Here is a 20,833-nt window from a genome sequence, read left to right on the forward strand (position 1 = left end):
AATAAAAAGGAGAAAATTGATAGAAAAAATAAAATCTCTTCCTGACAAACCAGGTATTTACCAATATTTTGATGAGAATGGAAAACTTTTATATATAGGAAAAGCAAAAAATCTTAAAAAAAGAGTAAAAAGTTATTTTAGATTTAATCCCTTTCGTCCGGCTGATAATTTAAGTCCAAGAATCTATAAAATGATAACTGAGGCAAAAGACTTACATTATATAGTAGTTGAAAATGAAAATGATGCTCTCATATTAGAAAACTCTCTAATAAAACAACTAAAACCTAAGTACAATATTCTTTTGCGTGATGATAAAACATATCCTTATATTTATATTAATTTAGATGAACCATTTCCTATGCCCGAAATTACAAGAAAAGTAGTAAAGGGTTCAAATATCAAATATTTCGGTCCATTTAGTAGTGGAGCTAGTGCTATTCTAAAAACAGTCTATGAAGAAGTACCACTTGTACAATCTAAAAGCTGCCTAAAAGGCAAAAAAGCATGTCTATATCATCAAATAGGAAAATGTTTAGCTCCGTGTGAAGGAAAAATTACAAGTAAAGAGTATATGAAATATGTAAACAAAGCTATTGAATTAATCCACAACAAAGAAAAAATACTTGAAATTTTAAATAAAAAAATGCAAAAATTTGCCGAAAATTTACAGTTTGAAGAAGCAGCTGAAATAAGAGATAGGATAAAATCAATTGAAAGTGCTGAAATTTATTCTAATGTAGATTTAGCAAAACTTGAAGATTTAGATATTTTTGCAGTAGAAATATTTGATAAAAAAGCAATAATAATTAGAATATTTGTCCGTCAAGGAAAAGTAGTCGCAAGTAGCCATAATATAATCAACTCTCAAACAACTCCTGAAAAAAGCGAAATTTATACACAAGCAATCTTAGAATTTTATTCAACTGAAACTCCTTTTACCTCATCAAAGATTTTAGTGGGAGATGATTTTGAAGAGAGGGAATGGCTTAGTCAATTTTTAAGTGAAAAATTTAGTAGAAAAATAAAAATAATCACTCCTACAACTAAAGAGAGAATAAATTTAATAAAATTAGCAAAATTAAATGCCCTTGAAATTATCAAAAATCAAAAAGAGAACACTTTGCTAATAGAACTTAAAAATTTATTTAACCTTCAAAACATCCCTTATAAAATTGAAGTTTTTGATACATCTCACATCTCAGGTGAAGCAGTTGTAGGAGCTATGATAGTATGGGAAAATGGAAAATTAAAAAAAGAAAGCTATAGACATTACCATTTACAAGGAAAAGATGAATACTCCCAAATGAAAGAATTATTAATGCGAAGAGCTAAAAGCTTTGAAAAAAACTCTCCTCCTGAACTTTGGCTAATTGATGGAGGAGCAAACCAACTAAAAATTGCAAAAGATATTGTTGAGTCTATTGGTGCTAATGTCGATGTTTTAGCTATTTCAAAAGAAAAAATTGATGCAAAAGCACACAGAGCAAAAGGAAAAGCAAAGGATAAAATATATTTTATAAATGAAAAGTTAAAAGTGAAAAGTGAAAAATTAATTATTGATAAACTTGAATTAAGTGAGAATGATAAGAGGTTGCAATTTTTACAAATGCTTAGAGATGAAGCACATAGATTTGCAATTGAGTTTCATAGAAAAACAAAAAGAAAAAAAGACACCCAAATCGATTTATTACAAGTTAAAGGTATTGGAAAAGCAAAAATGACAAAACTTTTAAATTATTTTGGGACATTTGAAAATATTAAAAAAGCCACATTTGAAGAACTAAAAGCAGTATTAAATAAAAAAGATGCCTTATCAATTATTGAATTTTTTCAAAGTCAAAATTCTTAACATATTCAAAAAACTCTTTATTTTCAAGAGGTTTTGCAAAATAATAACCTTGAACATATTGGCACCCTAGCTCACTTACAATTTTTAAAAGCTCTTTATTTTCCACTCCCTCTGCTACATTTACTTTGTTTAAAATTTTACTAATTTCTATAATCATTTTTGTAATTAGTAAATCATCATTATCTTTTTCTAAATCTCTAATAAAAGTTTGGTCTATTTTTAATATATCAAAAGGAAGTTTTTTTAGATAGTTTAAAGAAGAGTAACCTGTCCCAAAATCATCAAGAGCAATTTTAACTCCAAGTCTTTTAACCTCTTCCAATACTCCAACAGCATAAGCAAAGTTTTGCATACTTAATGTTTCAGTTATTTCAATTTCAAGTTTCGATGGGTCAATTTTATATTCATCTACTAATTTTCTTAAATTACTAACAAAATCTTGTTGTCTAAATTCATTTGCTGAAATATTTACCGCTAAATGCATATCTTTTAACAATTCATCCTTTTCCCAATTTTTGAGAGTTTCAATAGCCTTTTTAATTACATATCTATCAATTTGAGAAATAAGTCCACTTTTTTCAGCATAAGAAATAAAATGAAAAGGAGTTAATAACCCCCTTTTTGGATGATTCCATCTAATAAGCCCTTCAGCACCTTGAACTTTCTTATTTACTATGTCAATTTTTGGTTGAAAATATAATACAATTTCATCATCCTTTTTCAACGCGTCTTTCAAATCAGTTACTATTTGATAGTAGTCATTAATATAATACTTTAGTTTATCACTAATAAATGTAAAAGTATTTTTACCATTATTTTTAGATTCATACATAGCTATATCAGCATATTGGAGCAGCTCATCAATATTTTTGCTATCATCTGGAAAAATAGCCCCTCCAATACTAAATGTTACATATATTTTAGAATCCTTTATATAAAATGGCTCTTGTAAAACTTTTTTTATTTTATCAACTACTTTTTCAACCACTTTTTTAGAAGAAATATCATAAAGCACTATTATGAACTCATCCCCTCCTATTCTTGATAGGATATCTGATTCTCTTAAAATTTCTTTAATTTTTTTTGAAACTTCAATTAATAATTTATCTCCACTTTCATGACCAAAAGTATCGTTTACCATTTTAAAATTGTCTAAATCTAAATACAATATTGCAAATTTTTCATTATTCCTATTTGCCAATTTTGCAAGCATTGAGAGATGCTCTTTTAAATATACACGGTTTGGAAGCGTTGTTAAAGTATCATGATACGCCAGAAATTCTATTTTTTCTTGTTTCTTTATTTCTTCTGTAATATCTAAACTTACTCCTATTATTGTTTTTTTATCTTTGCTTTTAATACATTTTCCTTGAGTTTTTATATAATAAACTTTATTATTACTACTTATGAGTTTTTGAATCATTTCAAAAGTGTCACATTTTTTGCAAGCCATATTAAAATGATTAAAAAACACAACTTTATCTTCATTTTCTAAATGATCAATAAAATCTTTCATTTTCTTAATACCAGGAATATTTAAAAAGTTTTCTATCTTTACATTAGAAACAAACTCTTTTTTATCACAATCAAACTCCCAACTAAACATATGAGATATTTTTTGTCCAGTTTCAAGTTGTTTTTTATATTTTATTATTTTTTTAAACATATTTCTTTGACTTGTATAAAAACTATTAACTTGAGTTAGAAGTTTATTTATCGCATTTGTTATGTTTACAATTTCATAATAACTATCTAAATATGGAAGATAAGAGACTTTTCTAAAATCTATTTTTTCTATCTCTCTTGCAAACAAATGTAGTTTTTCTATCTTTTTTCTAATATAAAGAAGTGCAATAATAATAAAAATAATCAGTATTAATACATAAAAACTAAATTTAGAAAAATATTTTTTAAAAAATGTATTAATAAGTTCCTTATCAGAATAAATAACTTTTATTTTTCCAATTTCCTGAGAATTATATTTTATAGGAAATACTATTACCTTTTCTTGTACCTCCTTTTCAGGGTATATAAATTTAAAGTTTTTTGAAATAATTTCTACTTGTTTTATCTCTTTTGATGAATCTACAAAATTTTTAATATTAGCTTTTAATTGATCAAAAAATTCAAACTTTAATAAAGGAGCAAATACATCATTTTGTGCTTTCAATGCTATTAATACTTTTTCTTTTTGAGTTTCTCTTAAAGTTAAAGAGATATTCTTTATATCAATAATAACATACCATACAAAAAAAAGAAAAAGAGCGATAAATATAAAATCTACAATTTTTATTAATGATATTCTATTTTTCATATATTTTTGCTACCTTAAATATTATTGGATTCAATTGAATTTTTGCTAATTTTAAAAGTTTTGGATTAATTAAAGGCACTACTTTTACTCCTATAAAAATCCCTATCATTGCATTTGAAACATCATTTGGATACAAAGCAAAAATAAGTTTTCTAGAATTAATTAATTTACCAACTAAGTTTTTTTCAATATTTGTCCCTAAAATATACACATCAAAGTCAAGAGGTATTTTTCTATTTACGTTTATAGGAACTACTATATAACTTTTCATAAGTTCTTTAAGTTTATGTGCATATTTTTTTGATTTTGAATCATACAAAACTGCAATTTTTATAGTCTTTTTTTCTTCATATTCTTTATTTAATTTTATAATTTTAGGATAAAGCTTTGACTCTATTAATAACAAAGAGTTCATATCAATAGCTAAAAGAAAATTTAATAATAAAATAACAAATATTACAATCTTCATTACCACTCTTTGGTTAAATTAATATAAAGTTTTCTGTCTGTATATGGAATTTTTGCATGTTCAAACACAAAAAAATATCTATTACCAATAATATCGCTAGGATAAGCTATCATATAGTTTTTATGGTTTGTAATATTTTCAACCCCAATATTTATACTAAAATCATTACTTGGAGAATATCTAATATTTGCATTTAAGGAAAAATACTCATCAATTTTATCAATAAAATTTGGTAATTTAACTTTAGAACCATAAAAAACTGAAGAGAAAAAAGAAAGCTTTTTATTAATGATATATTCTAAATAACCTTTATATTGATGATGTCTAACTCCCTGATATTCAGTTATATTTACATTATTTATAACTTGAGAATATTTAGATTTGTTATTATTATATGCATAAGATAGATAAACTTTTAGTTTTTGCCATAACTTTTTATATGATATTTCAAAACCTTTAATTATATAATCTCCTAGATTTTCATAAATTCTTTTTCCTGAAGAGTCAAAGTTTCTGCCAATAAAGTTCTTATTTAATCCTCTATAAATTACAAACTTTAGTTTATCTTTACCAAAGATTCTTTGCAACCAAATAAATTCAACCATTGCAATACTTTCAGGCTTCAAGTTTTCATTACCATTAAAAGAAGTGGCACTTCTTGCATATAATTCTACCCAAGAAGGAACTCTAAATGATTTATTAAATAATAGTTTAAAAGTTGTTTTTTCATTCAAATTATAAACACCCCCGAGCTTATAAGAATTAGCTCCTCCAAAATCACTATAATTATCATACCTAAAACCATAAACAAAAGATATTTTTTCATTTAAAGTAAACAAATCTTCTATTCCTATTGCTTTTGAAATTCTTTTTATTCCTTCTTTTAACACATTATTATCTCCTGTAAGTTTTTCTTTATTATCAAAAATAGGAATATATTGTAAATAATAGTAATCATAAGGTTTTGCATATTTAGCTTCTAAAATAAAATTTATATTGTGTTTATCTGTTTCATATTTTATTAAATTTTTTGCATAAAACTCTATTTCATTAATTTTAGCACCTATTATAATATCTTTTGAAGGGTCATTATGATCAACACTTTCATTAAAATCATAAGGAAAAGTTCTAAACTCACCATCCCAGATATAATTTTTAACTCCTAAATCAAAACTTACTTTTAGATTATATTTAAGATAATCTGAATAGTTATAATTTAAATATTGATATAAAAAATTAATAAATTTATCCCTTCTAAGAGGTGTAACTCTTTCAATTCCAAAAAAATCACCCTTTTTATAATACTCAGTTCTATAACTTAAAGTACTTTTCTCTTTTGTATATTTTAATCCTATTCCTACATTTTTTTCTAAAGTATTAGCTCTAGTTTCATTTCTAAAAGGAATAGCCTTAAGTTCTTGCAAGTCTATTAAATAACTTTTAGGAGAATATACTTCTGGGTTTGAATAAAGATAATGAAAATCAGCTAATAAATTATTATTTATTTTATCAAATAGAGCAAATGTTGTTTGATTTTTATTACTTAAATAAAAATTAACCATATTATCATCAATATTATTAAGAGTAATTACATTAAGAACTCCTAAAAATGCATTTTCTCCATATAGAACTGAATCAGGTGTTTTTGTGAATTCTATTCTTTTAATTAAAGATGCTGGAAAATTATAATAATAAAATTGATTATTATATAAGTTATTAGTAACTTCAACACCATTTATCATAAGTTTTATTTTATCTCTATAAACAGATTTATTCCCTCTAATAATTAATTGTCTTTTTCCGCTTGAAGTCATTGCAATTTCCACACCGGGAATATATTTTAATAAATCTAGTAATGTCCTAGCTCCGGACCTTATTATAAAATCCCTTCTTATAATATCTACATTTGATGGTGTTTTATCTATATTTAATTTATTTTGAGTGGCAATTTCACTAACTTCATTTAAAGTCTTTAAAAATTCTTCTTCATCTGAAGCAAACAATAATAAGAAACTTAATATTAATAAAATAATCTTTTTCACTTATTTCCTTTTAAAATAAGCTATAATTTTGGCATTATTATAACCAATTTTTTTTTGAAATATTAAAATCATAAAAAGGATAATAAGAAGTTTTAAATGACAGCAACTATTGGTGGATTTGATGGAATGCATATTGCTCATCAAGAATTATTAAAAAAAGCTGAATTTATGATTGTTATTGAAAAAGGGAGCAATTTAACTCCTGGTCTTGATAGATGTGAATATACAACCCTTGAATCTGTTTTTTTTGATTTAAATAATATAAAATATCTAAGTCCATACGAATTTATAAAAATTTTAAAATCATTAAAGGTTTCAAAAATAGTAATAGGAGATGATTTCAGATTTGGAAAAGAAAGAAAAGGTGATATAAATTTATTAAAAAAACATTTCAAAGTTGAGGTAATCAAAGAAATTAAAATTGATGGAATTGGAGTACACTCTCATATTATTAGAGACTTTATAAGAAGTGGCAACATAAAAAAAGCTAATATTTTTTTAGGCCACACATACAAAATTAAAGGTATTCAAATAAAAGGCCAAGGGCTTGGAAGTAAAGAACTTGTCCCAACTATAAATATAGAACTTATAAAAAACTATTTAATCCCTAAAAAAGGAGTTTATATAACAAAAACAAATAATTTACCTTCCATTACATTTATAGGTAACCGCTCAACTGATGGAAAATTCTCTATAGAAACACATATATTAAGTTCTGAGTTCCAAGTTCCAAGTTCCAAGTTGAAAATGTTGAGAATGAAAAGCAATTCCAAGCTCCAAGTTCCAGGTTCCCAGTTAATAAAAATTGAGTTTTTAGAGTTTTTAAGAGAAAATAAAAAGTTTGACAGCTTATCTAAGCTTAAAAAGCAGATCAAAGAAGATATAAAAGTTGCATCAAATATTTTGAAACAGTGCTACACTGATTACTAATATTGTTACAGCAATTGTAATTAGTAAATCAAATTTCATTTGTACTCCTTCTTTTTATTTGTACTGCAAGTATAAATAATTTTAAAAACATTTTAATAACACTTGTAAAGGTTAGTAAAGGTTAGTAAAGGTTAGTAGAGGTAATATAGGTTAGTAAAAGTATTAAAGGTTAGTAGAAGTTATATGGGTTGTAGATGTTATAAAACCTCTAATACCTTTATTACATCTATTACCCCTACAACCTCTAAAACCTCAAAAACTTTAATAATGGTATAATTTCAATAAAAAGGGCTTTAATGGCTTTGATTGATTTGCTTAGTGTTTGCAAAAGTTACGAAGCTCAAAAAATACTTTGTGATGTTGAGTTTCACCTTGATGAGGGTGAGAGAGTAGCCCTTATTGGAAAAAATGGAAGTGGAAAATCCACTTTAATGAAAATAATTGATGGCACAATAGAACCTGATAGTGGCGAAATTATTACAAAAAATGGAATAAAAATAAAAAGACTAAAACAAACTCCAAAGTTTAAAACTGGGCTTACAGTTAGAGTTGCAATTGAAGAAGAATTAGTTGAGTTTAAAGAAGCTTATAAAAAATATCTAAAGCTTACCGAAGAGTTTGCAAAAACCCCTGAAAACAAAGCAATTCAGAGTGAAATGGATAAAGTTAGCAAATTCTTAGATTTTCATAATGCTTGGAATTTAGACGATAGAATTGAGAGAATCTTACAAGAGTTTGATTTAAAAAAGTATGAAAATAAAGATATTAGCCTGCTTAGCGGAGGAGAACAAAGAAGAGTAGCTCTTGCAAGTTTGCTTTTACAAAAACCAGATGTAATACTTCTTGATGAACCAACAAACCACCTAGATGTTTATATGACTGAATTTTTAGAAGAAATATTACTTAAAGACAAATATACTTTTATTGTGATAAGTCACGATAGGTATTTTATTGATAGAATAGCTACAAGAGTAATTGAGCTAGAAAACTGTAAACTTCGCGAGTTTAAAGGTGGATATGCTGATTATATAAGACAAAAAGAAGAACTACTTAAAGCTAAAGAAAAAGGGTATGAAAATGAACTAAGACTACTTAAAAGAGAAGAAGAATGGCTTAGACGTGGAGTTAAAGCAAGACTTAAAAGAAATGAAGGAAGAAAAAAAAGAGTAGAAGAACTTCGAGAAAAAGTAAAAAAAGATAGAAGCGAAATTCGTCAAATTGAAATGCAACTTAAAAGAGAACTTCTAAATAGGCAAGATGAAAAAATAAACAAAAAAAAGGTAATGTTTGAGATTGAAAACATTACTAAATCAATTGGAAACAAACTTTTAATAAAAAACTTCACTACAAGAATATTACAAAAAGATAAAATTGCAATTGTTGGGAAAAACGGAAGTGGAAAATCTACACTTCTAAAAATGCTAACTAATGAAGAAATCCCTGATAGTGGGATTATAAAGATAGGTGAAAACATAAAAATTGGTTACCTAGATCAGCGAAAATCTATGCTTGATGATAATAAAGATTTGATTGAGACTTTTTGTCCACAGGGAGGCAATCATGTAAATGTCAGAGGTCGCAATATGCATGTTTATGGATATCTTAGAGAATTTTTATTTCCACCTGAATATTTAACAAAAAAAATTGGTGTTTTAAGTGGAGGTGAAAAAACTAGAGTTGCATTAGCTTTGCTTTTTACAAAAGATTATGATGTATTAATTCTTGATGAGCCTACAAATGACCTTGATATTCCAACTATTAATATATTAGAAGAGTACTTAATAGATTTTGAAGGAAGTGTAATATTTGTAAGTCACGACAGATATTTTGTTGATAAAATTGCTAAGAAACTATTTATATTTAAAGGAAATGGTGAAATTGAAGAAAGTCACATTCCATATACTGAATATCTTGAAATTGAAAAAGAACTAAAATTAATTGAAAATGTAAAATGGAAAATGGAAAATGAAGAAGAAAAAAAAGAAAAACCTAAACCAAAAAAACAAAAGAAACTCTCTTACAAAGAACAGCGTGAACTAGAAGAATTGCCAAAACTTATTGAAGAGCTTGAAAATACAATTGCTGAAATAGAAGAGTGTTTAGCAAACCCTGATTGTTATCAGAAAAAAGGACTTGTTACACTTTCAAATGAGCTTGAAGAGATAAAAAAAATTTATGATGAAAAGGTAGAAAGATACCTTGAGCTTGAAGAAAAAAAGGAGGTGCTTGAAGAATGAGAATTTTATTAATATTTTTAGTTTTTTTTAATTTAGCTTTTTCTAATCAATTAAAAAATAGTGATAGTGAATATTTACTTGAACATGCAAACAATCCAATTGACTGGTACCCTTGGAGTAAGAAAGCATTTGAAAAAGCAAAAAAAGAAAACAAATTAATTTTTTTAAGTATTGGTTATTCAACCTGTCATTGGTGTCATGTTATGCTCAAAGAATCATTTACTGATAAAAAAGTAGCAGAAATTTTAAATAAATATTATGTTTCAATAAAAGTTGATAAAGAAGAGAGTCCAGAAATTGATAGGTATTATCAATGGGTATATAAAAAAATATATAATCAAACTGCTGGGTGGCCTCTTACAATTATAATGCTACCTGACAAAAAAATAATTTTTATTTCCACTTATGTTCCAAAAAATGATCTCTTTGCAAAAAAAGGACTTTTAACTCTTCTTCCATACTTTGCTAAGCTTTGGAAAAATAATCCTCAAGAACTTATACAAAAAGCTCAAAGTTTTGAAAAAAAATTACATCAAAAAAAAATCATAAAAAAATATAAAGATCCTCTAAAAGTTCTTGAAAAAGAAATAAATGAAAGTTTTGACTTTATATATGGCGGATTTAAAGGACTTCATAAATTTCCTGAATATAATAAATTTCAACTTTTATTAGATATTTATCTTATTACAAAAAATAAAAAATACCTAAAAATGTTAAATTTAACTCTTTCTAATATAGCAAAAAGTGGAATGTATGACCAAATTGAAGGAGGTTTTTTTAGGTATACTGTATATGACGATTTTAGCATTCCTCATTTTGAAAAAATGCTCTATACAAATGCATTAATGATTGATATATACTCTACAACTTACAAATATACAAAAAATCCTCTTTATAAAAAAGTAGTAATTCAAACTATTAGTGAATTCGACAAAAAATACCGTTCATCTAATGGTTTATATTTTGCAGCAAATTCAGCAGACTCTCCAGGCGAAGGAGACTATTTCACATTCTCTAAAGCCGAGATTTACAAAGCTTTAAAAAACATACCCAATAAAAAAGAGATTTTAGAATATATAAATTTTGAAGAAGATGGTAATTTTAATAAAGATAAAAATCACATATATTTTAGTCCAAAACCAGCCCCTAAAAATATTAAAAAGTTTCTAAATAACTTAAAAGAAATAAGAAAAACCCATATATATCCATTTATTAATAAAAAAAAGATTCTTAGTTGGAATGCAATGATGGTTAGTGGGCTTTACAAAGCTTCAATAATAAATGAAAAATATCAAATCAAAGCTACAAAACTACTAAACACTATCCTTAAAACTTACTACAAAGAAGGTATTTTATATCATGGATTTGTAAAAAAAATTACAAAAAAAGCTGATTTAGAAGATTATGCTTATTTAATTAGAGCGCTAATTGACGCATATGAATATACAGGCAATAAAAAATATTTAAAATTTGCTGAAATTTTCATTAAAAAATCTTTAAAATTTAAAAAAGACAATTGGATTATGAGTAATGATTTTCCAGCAACCATTGAAGAAAAATCATATCCAAGTGCACTTAGTATACTTTTTAGTGATTATATTGATTTTGCAAGTTTAAATAATGATTTTAGTTTATACGAGTTTGTTTTAGAAGAACTTAAAAAATATCCTTTATCTTTACATTATGCATATATGGCAATTGCTAAACTCAAAATAAAATATAATGATTATATAATAAAAACAAAAAATGTTAAAATAAATTATCCATTACAATTTCCATTTGTCTTATGGAAATATAAAAGTTATGATTTTTATCAAATATGTACAATTTATGCATGTTTAGTTAATACCAAGGATTTTGATGAAGTTAAAAAATTTTTTGAAAAAATTAAATATTAAAAAAACACAAGATATTATCAATGAAATTACTCTCTATTCTGCAACCCTTAGTTTCTATACAATCTTTTCACTTGTACCAATTATTTTGATAATATTAAGCATCTTCTCATCAAGTCCTTTTTTTGCTGAACTTTATAATAAACTTGAACACTTTATAACATCAAATATTCTTCCTTCAAATCAAGAATTAATAACCGAATATTTAAAAAATTTTCTTTCAAATTCATCAAAAATGGGAATATTAGGAGGTTTTTATATATTAGCTACTTCAATTTTATTTTTCGACAACTACGAAACAATTATTTCTAAAATTTTTCATCAAAAAAAAAGAAATTTGTGGGAGAAAATAAAACTTTATTGGACAATGCTTACACTGTTTCCTGTACTTTTTGCAGGAGCTATGTATTTGTCTATTAAATTTCAATTTTTTTTAAATAAATCTGAACTAACTTCTTGGATAAATTTTATAAAAATAACCCCATTTTTTATTATCTGGCTAACTTTCTTTTTAGCTTATAAGCTAACTATTGAAAACAAAAAAACTATTTCTGCTTTAATTGTTTCACTTTTGACTTCTTTTGTCTTTATAATTTTAAAAAGTATTTTTATATATTACATAATAATAAATACTACATATAAAAATCTATATGGTTCTATCTCTATTTTAATGTTTTTGTTTTTATGGATTTATATCAACTGGATAATTTATCTAAGTGGAATTTATTTAATTAAATGGATTGATGAAAAATTAATCTTTGATTCATTAGATAAAAGCTTAGTCTCAAAATATAGATGGTATAATTCCATAAAAAAGGAGAAAATAATGGACATTACAAAAATAAAACCTGGAAATCCTGAAGAAGCTGTAAATGCAGTAATCGAAATTCCCCAAGGAAGTAATATAAAATATGAAATTGATAAAGAAAGTGGTGCTATTTTTCTTGATAGAATTCTATATGGAAGTCAATTCTATCCAGCAAACTATGGATTTGTACCAAATACATTAGCTGATGATGGAGACCCAATCGATATATTAGTGCTATCTAGTGAGAGTGTAGTACCTGGTACGGTAATCAAAAGTAAAGTAATTGGTGTTCTTATTATGGAAGATGAAAGTGGAAAAGATGAAAAAATTGTAGCAGTTCCTGTTACAAAACTTGATCCAAAAATGGCGAAAATTAATGACTTAAGTGACTTACCTGAAATTGAGCTAAACCAAATTAAACATTTCTTCGAAACATATAAAGATCTTGAACCTGGTAAATGGGTAAAAGTTACTGGATACGCTGGTAGAGAAAAAGCAATTGAACTAATTCAAAAAGCAATCGAAAACTACAAAAACTAAACTTAAACTAAGAATGGAGAATAAATTTATATTAACTCTCCATTCTACATTCTAGACTGCTTTGTTACTTTTCTACACATCCAATCTTAATATCCGACTAAAATTATCTTTTTATTAAATTTTTGTTTTATTATAGAAAAAAGGCACAAGGAGAACTAATGGTAAACGAAGTATATTATCCTAAAAAAGAGTTATTTAATAATCCTGCATTTAAAAATATGTGTGAATATAAAGAATTAGTAGAAGAATTCAAAAAAGATTATGAAGGAACTTGGGCAAAGTTAGCTCGTGAAAAAATTACTTGGTTTGAAAATTTTAAAGAGACTCTTGATGAAAACAATGCCCCATTTTATAGGTGGTTTATTGGTGGAAAATTAAATGTATCTTATCAATGTATTGATAGACATTTAGATAAAAGAAAAAACAAAGCTGCAATTATTTGGGAAGGTGACAATGGAGAAAAAAGAATAATTACCTATTTAGAACTTTTCAAAGAGGTTAATAAATTTGCAAACTTACTAAAAAGACTTGGTGTAAATAGAGGCGATAGAGTTGTTTTATATATGCCTATGATACCAGAAGCAGCTTTTGCTATGCTTGCATGTGCTAGAATTGGTGCAATTCATAGTGTAGTATTTGGAGGGTTTAGTGCAGAGGCACTTAAAGATAGAATAATAGATGCACAAGCAAAAGTAGTAATTACAGCCGATGGTGCCTTTAGAAAAGGCAAACCTTATATGTTAAAACCAACAGTAGACGCGGCACTTGAAGGTATTGATTTTGTAGAAAAAGTTTTAGTTGTTAAAAGAAACCATGAAAAAATTGAATGGGTTGAAGGTAGGGATGTTAGTTATAATGATTTAATTATTCAAGAGTCAAGTAAATGCGAACCTGAAATAATGGATAGTGAAGACCCTCTATTTTTATTATATACATCAGGAAGTACTGGAAAACCAAAAGGAGTACAACACTCTCAAGCTGGATATATTTTATGGGCACAACTAACAATGGAATGGGTATTTGATATAAAAGAAAACGATACATATTGGTGTACAGCTGATATCGGTTGGATTACTGGACATACATATATTGTATATGGTCCACTTGCAGCAGGTGCAACAACGTTAATGTTTGAAGGTGTATTAACTTATCCAGACTCTGGTAGAGCTTGGAAAATGATAGAAGAATATAGAGTTAATCAATTCTACACAGCTCCAACAGCTATTAGACTACTGCACAAAATGGGAGCTGATGAACCTAAAAAATATGATTTAAGTTCTTTACGTATTCTTGGAACTGTTGGTGAACCAATAGACCCAGCTGCTTGGAAATGGTACTATGATGTAGTTGGTAATGGAAGATGTTCTATTGTTGATACTTGGTGGCAAACTGAAACAGGGGGACATATGATAAGTCCACTTCCTGCTGCAACACCAATAAAACCAGCAAGTGCAACATTCCCTCTACCTGGAATTTTTGCAGAAGTTATTGATGAAAATGGAAACAAAATGACACCATACGAAAAAGGACTACTTTGTATTACAAAACCTTGGCCAAGTATGATTAGAACTATCTGGGGGGACCCTGATAGATTTATAAAAAGTTATTTCGGGACAGCTAAAAAACAAGGAAAACCTGTTTATTTCTCAGGTGATGGTGCAATAGTAGATGAAGATGGATATATCTGGATTACAGGAAGAGTTGATGACGTTATTAATGTATCTGGTCATAGACTTGGAACTGCAGAAATAGAAGCAGCAGTTAAAAAACATCCAAATGTAGCTGAAGTTGCAGTTATAGGAAGACCTGATGAAATTACAGGTGAAGCTATTTTTGCTTATATAGTTCTAAAAGAAAATACAGCTGAGGAATCTGAATTTATAAAAGAAGTAAATGATATTGTTTCAAAAGAAATTGGAAACATTGCAAAAATTAAACACTTTGCTTTTGTTCCAGGACTTCCTAAAACAAGAAGTGGAAAAATAATGAGAAGAATTCTCCGTGCTATTGCAAAAGGAGAAGAAATTAAACAAGATACATCAACTTTAGAAGATCCTAAAGTAGTAGAAATGATTATAGAAGTAGTAAAAGGACTTTAGTCCTTTTACACTAAAACTTCCAAATAACCCCTATTCCTAAATATTGATTTTCAGTTATACTCTCTGGTTCAAAAATTAGATATTTCTTGCCATTTAAAATTAATAATTCATTATTAGAACGATTTATATGCCAATATTGATATCTATAAAAAAATTTTAAATAAACATTTTCATATTTTACGAAAATTGGCAATTCTATAAATCCTCCATCAGTACTTCCTAAATCTAAAACAGGCTCATTTCCAAGTTTTACTTTCATTTGCGGATTTATTGCCAATTTGTATCCAGCTTCTGGAATAAATATTATTTTTTGAAAAACAAATGGATAAGAATACTTTATCCCAAAATATCCAAAGTAATATACCTCATCATAATCCCATGCATTTGCACTTTTTCCTCTATTCCACTCTCTATATCCACCAAAAAAATAAAAATATCTACTTCCAAATCCACCTTCTAAAGTTAATAAATAAAGTCCTTTTTGTTTATTCTTTATAGGTTCGCCTCCCCAAGTAGCCCCCTCATAAATACTCTCTCCACCTGCCATTTCAGCTTTTAAATAATAGTTAAAGTAGTTAAATTTATTAAAATGTTTTACTCCTATACCTAAAATATCACCAAAACTACTATAGTCCCTATCAATTACTTTTCCATTCACATACTCTTTATAATCAAGCTTTATTGTATAAGTATAAAAATCTGTAGTAGCATAAGAAAAAACTACAATAAAAAAAATTAAAAACCTACTCATCAAAAAAATCCTTGCTGAAATATTTACCAATATCAATTCCCAAAACAACTTTATTTTTATATTTTTTTTCTAAATAAATAACTGCATTTATAAGCTCAGGTGATTTTATTCCATAGTGTATACTCATAAAAGCCTCCACAAATGCTGCAAAATGATCAGCTACCTTTACTAAACTTCCATCAATTCCTTTCATTCCAAGCAAATCTTCAGCTTCATCAACTTTTTTTACTTTATTGTCAATAATTAATTTATTTGCAAATTCATCAGTTATAAATATTTTTAACTCATCCCTTATATTTTTAGGAACTAATGGTAAAATTTTCTCTTCAATTAAAAAACTTTCATATTCTTTAAGTATTTCATCTAGGCCTTGTACTTGATGTTTAACAGGTGCGATAATATCTCTTGTTAAAGCTTCTGGCAAATCGTGAAAAAGTCCTGTAAAAAAGTTATAATAAATTTTATGAGGATTTCCTCCATACTCTTTTGTTAAAAGAAAAGAAACAATAGCAACAAAAAGCATATGTCCAAGTACACTAGTTTGCGGAATTCTTGGTGTATTAGCCCATCTTTTTTGAAATCTCAAGTTCCCACATAATGACACAAAATTATAACTTTTCTTTTTAAGTGATAATACTTTAACACCTTCTAAATCATAATAATCTTCAAGTTCATTTTCAATATTTTCTTTAATTTCTCTCATTCCATAAATATTTGGTGCAAAATTATAGATTATATCAAACTCCCACTTACTAGCTAAGTAACTTGCGGCAGATAGTATTCTCTTTTCTTTTGAATTATCAGAATTAAAAATCCTAATAAAATGCTCTAACTCCTCATCAACCAAGCCTTTTAATCTACCAATAACAAATTCATCAAGCTCTTTACCTTTTTTCTTTCTTAAATAGTGATAAACTGGTGACTTTAAATCAGTGAGAACTGCTCTATAAAAAACCGAAGCAATTCCTAAATGTATTAACTTATAAAAATCTATATCTTTTTCAAAATGTGCCAAAATATAAGCTATAATCATCCTATGTGCTTGCTTGTCAAGCTCAATAAATCTGACAGGGCGAGGTAAGTCATTCCATCTTTCAATTGAAGCAGTAGTAAATAAAAGTTTTACTAATTTATTTTTCATAGTTTTTATTTTCCCTTTTTAAGGAATTATATAAAAATTTAACTTCTAAATCCTACTACTAATGGAAATTTTAATTTTTTAGCAAATTTTTTCAAATTTCCTATTTCTTCATCAAATATATTTCTATTAATTTTTTTACTAATTTCTATAACTACAGCAGATACACTCAACAATTCAAATTTTCTTTCTATTCCAAATCTATCCATAGCTTTAATATAACCCTTTTCTCTGTCTTTTTTTGAATATAAAGATTCAACCTCTATTTTAAATTTTTTTTGTATTTTTTTTATTATTTTATAAACTTCGTCAAATTCATAATTCTTAAAACCTACAAAAAAATCATCTCCCCCGATATGTCCAATAATAGAAGCATCATTAATATATTTTTTTAATATTTCACTAAATAATAAAATAGCCCTATCACCCTGTCTAAATCCATAGATATCATTAAAAGGTTTAAAATTATCAAAATCAAAATATACTATATAATACTTATTATCGTTATTTTGAAATACTTCAAACATAAAATTATCAATAGATTTATTTCCAGGAAGTCTTGTAAGAGGATTTTTTTCTTCTGCAATTTGTAAATTTTTCTTATAAGATAAATGTAATAAGTTATTCAAATTCAAAAAACCTTTGTATTTATTGTTTTGTGTTACAAAAATTCCATAATTTATTTTTTCTCGATTTATATTATATATCTTTAATATTTTATCTATATCCCAACTAGCTTCAACAGATATTGACTCTTTAATTTTCTTTTTTAGTTTCTTTTTCATAGAATCATTGTAAGCTAAAGACATCCCATAAGGAGAAAATATTAAATCTCTTATATCACTCTCTAAAAGAATTCCTTTTATATCTTTACTTTTATCTATTACAGGAATAAAATATGCATTTTTGTTCTTTTTGAGATAATTAAACACAGTCTTGTAAGAAAGCTCTTCAATAAAAATAGGCTCAACATATTCTACATATTTATTTTTAAGTTCGAATGTATTTTCTCTCAAATCGCTTTTATATAGTTTTTCTATTTCAGGATATTTTTCTTTTATATTTTTATAATCAATATCTGGTTTTTGAATAAAATAGCCTTGTAAAAAGTCAACACCAATTTCTTTGCATGTAAAAAATTCTTCTTTACTTTCAACTCCCTCAGCAATAACTTTCATTCCCATAATATGAGCCATATTTACAATGTGAGAGCAAAAAAGCTTTTTTTTACTGTCATTAGTTATATTTTGAATAAAAAATCTATCTATTTTTATAAAATCACTTTCAGCATAATAAAGCAATTGAAGTCCTGCAATTCCAGTACCAAAATCATCTATTGCTATTTTAAATTCACTTTGTTTATATCTATTAACCATATTTGTAACTAATGATGGATCTTTTATAGTATCTTTTTCACTAAGTTCAAATACCAAAATCTCTTTATTTAAACTAAAATCCTCTAAAATTTTTTCAGTATTTCCTACTTTATAATCAGGCATTAATAAAATTCTATTATCAAGGTTATAAAAAAGCTTTAAATTATCTATTTTTATTTTAGAAAATTTTTCAATTACTTTATACCTTAAAAACAAATCAAGCTGATATAATACTCCATTCCTAAAAGCTTCATCAAATAAATGAAAAATTGAATAAAATCCACAATCTTCTACTTTTCTAAGAAGCGCTTCTACAGCAAAAATTTCACCACTTTTTATATTAACAATAGGCTGAAATGCAAAATCAAGTTTTTTTACAACTTTATCCAATCTATCGCCAAGCATAAATGCCCTTTTTTTAAGGATATTCTAATTTAAAATAATTACAAAATAATAACATTTATTCATTTGATATAATTACATTAAAAAGGTTTATAATGAAACTATGGGGCGGAAGATTTAGAAAAGCTACTTCAAAAATACTTGATGAGTTTAACGCATCAATTCCATTTGATAAAGAGCTATATATTGAAGATATTGAAGGTTCAATTGCTCATTCAAAGATGCTTGCAAAGCAAGGAATTATTACTCAGGATGAAGCTGAAAAAATAAAAGAAGGTCTACTTCAAATCAAAAAAGAAATTGAAAATGACGAGTTTATCTTCGATATTGCCGATGAAGATATTCATATGGCTATTGAAAAAAGACTTATTGAAATTATCGGAGATACTGGAAAAAAACTTCATACTGCAAGAAGCAGAAACGACCAAGTTGCTGTTGACTTTAGAAGATGGGTTTTAAAAAGAAATAAAGAGTTTGCAAAAAAAATAAAAGAGCTAATTGAAGTATTCGTTAATATTGCAAAAGATCACACCGATACCATACTTCCTGGAATGACTCACCTTCAACATGCTCAGCCAATAAGTTTTGCATACCATATGTTAGCATATGCTAGTATGTTTAAAAGAGATTATGACAGATTTATTGAAAGCTACAAAAGAAATAACATTAATCCTCTTGGATGTGCAGCACTTGCAGGAACTCCTCATCCTATTGATAGAAATGAAACTACAAAAGCATTAGGTTTTGATAAACCTTCAATTAACTGTCTTGATACAGTAAGTGATAGAGATTTTGCACTTGAGATACTTTTTAATATTTCAATGCTAATGATGCATGCAAGTAGAATCAGTGAAGAGCTTATTATTTGGTCTACAAGTGAATTTGGTTTTATTACGTTAAGTGATGAATACTCAACCGGTAGCTCTATTATGCCACAAAAGAAAAATCCTGATGTACCAGAGTTAATTAGAGGAAAAACAGGTAGGAGTTATGGTAATTTAATAGCACTTCTAACTGTAATGAAGGGCTTGCCTCTTGCATATAATAAAGACACTCAAGAAGATAAAGAACCAGTCTTTGATAGCGTAAAAAATGCTTTAATTTCAATTGAAATTTTAAAAGAAACTTTAAAAACTATGACAGTAAATAAAGAAAATATGTATAAAGCTTGCAAAAAGGGTCATTTAACTGCTACAGATTTGGCTGATTATTTAGTAAAAAAAGGCATCCCATTTAGAGAAGCTCATCATATTACCGGTCGTGCTGTAGCTTTGGCTGAAAGCAAGGGAATAGATTTAAGTGATTTAAGTCTAGATGAATTAAAAAGTATTGATGATAGAATAGAAAATGATTTAGATTTAAGCCTTGAAAACTCAATGAAATCGAGAAAAAGCTTAGGAGGTAGCGCTCCTGAGAGAGTAAAAGAACAAATTGAATATTTTGAAAAATTTTTAAAGGAGAGTGAATGATTAAAATAAGACACATTGAAGGACATAAATTTGAAGCAACAAATGAAAAAGAAGTTTTAATTATTGACACAGATAAATACTCACCAGTAGAAATGTTTATTACAGGTATGGGGAATTGTTCTCTTTTTGATGTAGTAGAAATGGCAAAACATAAAGGATTTGAAATCAAAAATACAGAAATGGAAATTGAATACAAAAGAAGAGACACTTTTCCAAAAATTTTTACTGAGTTTCATTTTATTTACAAATTTGATTCAAATGCAGACAATATAACAGCAAAAAGATGGGTATTAAGTTCACTTGAAACATATTGTTCGACAATTAATACTGTTAGAAACACAAGTAAAATATTTTATACCATAATTCATAATGGTGAAACAATAGCATATAAAGAGTCTATTATTTCAGGAGGCGAGGCACTTGAAAATTTTCACGACGATGATGATGGATTTGGATGTGCATGTTGTAATTCGTAAGGTTAATAGGGGTTAGTAGAGGTTGTAGGGGTTGTAAG

General features: G+C 26.7%; 14 protein-coding genes and 1 pseudogene. 9 read left to right on the forward strand and 6 right to left on the reverse strand.

The annotated features are described in order from the left end of the window. The first annotated feature begins 16 nt into the window (after positions 1-16). Entirely contained in the window at positions 17-1,849 is a 1,833-nt protein-coding gene (gene uvrC / locus ACYQ1U_RS02380) for an excinuclease ABC subunit UvrC (protein ID WP_459883863.1), read from the forward strand. On the opposite strand, the gene ACYQ1U_RS02385 is transcribed toward uvrC, so the two are convergent. The 3 genes from ACYQ1U_RS02385 to ACYQ1U_RS02395 are packed head-to-tail and all read right to left on the reverse strand — an operon-like array spanning position 1,818 to position 6,674. Continuing rightward, positions 1,818-4,163, reverse strand: coding sequence for a putative bifunctional diguanylate cyclase/phosphodiesterase (locus ACYQ1U_RS02385; RefSeq protein ID WP_459883865.1), 2,346 nt, complete (start codon positions 4,161-4,163; stop codon positions 1,818-1,820). The genes uvrC and ACYQ1U_RS02385 overlap by 32 nt on opposite strands. Beyond that, the gene (locus tag ACYQ1U_RS02390; RefSeq protein WP_459883867.1) at positions 4,153-4,632 is read right to left on the reverse strand and encodes a hypothetical protein; all 480 of its coding nucleotides are present in this window, start codon (positions 4,630-4,632) and stop codon (positions 4,153-4,155) included. The genes ACYQ1U_RS02385 and ACYQ1U_RS02390 overlap by 11 nt, the downstream gene beginning before the upstream one ends. Further along, on the reverse strand, positions 4,632-6,674 hold the full coding sequence (locus ACYQ1U_RS02395) for a TonB-dependent receptor plug domain-containing protein (protein ID WP_459883869.1): 2,043 nt from the start codon (positions 6,672-6,674) through the stop codon (positions 4,632-4,634). Before ACYQ1U_RS02395 ends, ACYQ1U_RS02390 begins: the two co-directional genes overlap by 1 nt. Before the next feature lie 96 nt (positions 6,675-6,770). Between ACYQ1U_RS02395 and ACYQ1U_RS02400 the strand changes: the two genes are divergently transcribed. The 6 genes and pseudogenes from ACYQ1U_RS02400 (at position 6,771) to acs (ending at position 15,183) form a co-directional block, all read left to right on the forward strand. Continuing rightward, positions 6,771-7,604, forward strand: a complete 834-nt coding sequence (locus ACYQ1U_RS02400; protein WP_459883871.1) for a bifunctional riboflavin kinase/FAD synthetase — start codon at positions 6,771-6,773, stop codon at positions 7,602-7,604. A gap of 296 nt (positions 7,605-7,900) precedes the next feature. Next, positions 7,901-9,841: a ribosomal protection-like ABC-F family protein gene (gene abc-f, locus ACYQ1U_RS02405; protein WP_459883873.1), complete on the forward strand. Its 1,941-nt coding sequence runs from the start codon at positions 7,901-7,903 to the stop codon at positions 9,839-9,841. Further along, positions 9,838-11,739, forward strand: coding sequence for a thioredoxin domain-containing protein (locus tag ACYQ1U_RS02410; protein WP_459883875.1), 1,902 nt, complete (start codon positions 9,838-9,840; stop codon positions 11,737-11,739). Before abc-f ends, ACYQ1U_RS02410 begins: the two co-directional genes overlap by 4 nt. Next, a pseudogene (locus ACYQ1U_RS02415) lies at positions 11,702-12,469 on the forward strand (YihY family inner membrane protein); the annotation flags it as partial. The gene ACYQ1U_RS02410 and the pseudogene ACYQ1U_RS02415, both read left to right, overlap by 38 nt. Positions 12,470-12,562: 93 nt before the next feature. Further along, positions 12,563-13,084 carry an inorganic diphosphatase gene (ppa, locus tag ACYQ1U_RS02420; RefSeq protein ID WP_459886370.1) on the forward strand — a complete coding sequence of 174 codons (522 nt, stop codon included), beginning with the start codon at positions 12,563-12,565 and terminating at the stop codon, positions 13,082-13,084. A 158-nt stretch (positions 13,085-13,242) separates the two neighbouring features. Next, a complete protein-coding gene (gene acs / locus ACYQ1U_RS02425; protein WP_459883877.1) occupies positions 13,243-15,183 on the forward strand; it encodes an acetate--CoA ligase in 1,941 nt (646 codons plus the stop codon). Between the two features lie 10 nt (positions 15,184-15,193). On the opposite strand, the gene ACYQ1U_RS02430 is transcribed toward acs, so the two are convergent. Genes ACYQ1U_RS02430 through ACYQ1U_RS02440 form a run of 3 tightly spaced genes read right to left on the reverse strand, consistent with a single transcriptional unit; the run spans position 15,194 to position 18,853 of the window. Next, positions 15,194-15,934, reverse strand: a complete 741-nt coding sequence (locus tag ACYQ1U_RS02430; protein WP_459883880.1) for a hypothetical protein — start codon at positions 15,932-15,934, stop codon at positions 15,194-15,196. Continuing rightward, on the reverse strand, positions 15,927-17,075 hold the full coding sequence (locus tag ACYQ1U_RS02435; RefSeq protein ID WP_459883883.1) for an HD domain-containing protein: 1,149 nt from the start codon (positions 17,073-17,075) through the stop codon (positions 15,927-15,929). Before ACYQ1U_RS02435 ends, ACYQ1U_RS02430 begins: the two co-directional genes overlap by 8 nt. 38 nt (positions 17,076-17,113) lie before the next feature. Further along, complete coding sequence (locus ACYQ1U_RS02440; RefSeq protein ID WP_459883885.1) at positions 17,114-18,853, reverse strand: EAL domain-containing protein; 1,740 nt, start codon at positions 18,851-18,853, stop codon at positions 17,114-17,116. 89 nt (positions 18,854-18,942) lie between these two features. Between ACYQ1U_RS02440 and argH the strand changes: the two genes are divergently transcribed. After that, a complete protein-coding gene (argH, locus tag ACYQ1U_RS02445; RefSeq protein ID WP_459886372.1) occupies positions 18,943-20,319 on the forward strand; it encodes an argininosuccinate lyase in 1,377 nt (458 codons plus the stop codon). Beyond that, the gene (locus ACYQ1U_RS02450) at positions 20,316-20,795 is read left to right on the forward strand and encodes an OsmC family protein (RefSeq protein ID WP_459883888.1); all 480 of its coding nucleotides are present in this window, start codon (positions 20,316-20,318) and stop codon (positions 20,793-20,795) included. Before argH ends, ACYQ1U_RS02450 begins: the two co-directional genes overlap by 4 nt. The last annotated feature ends 38 nt before the right edge of the window (positions 20,796-20,833 follow it).

It is taken from the genome of Caminibacter profundus (assembly GCF_054657155.1).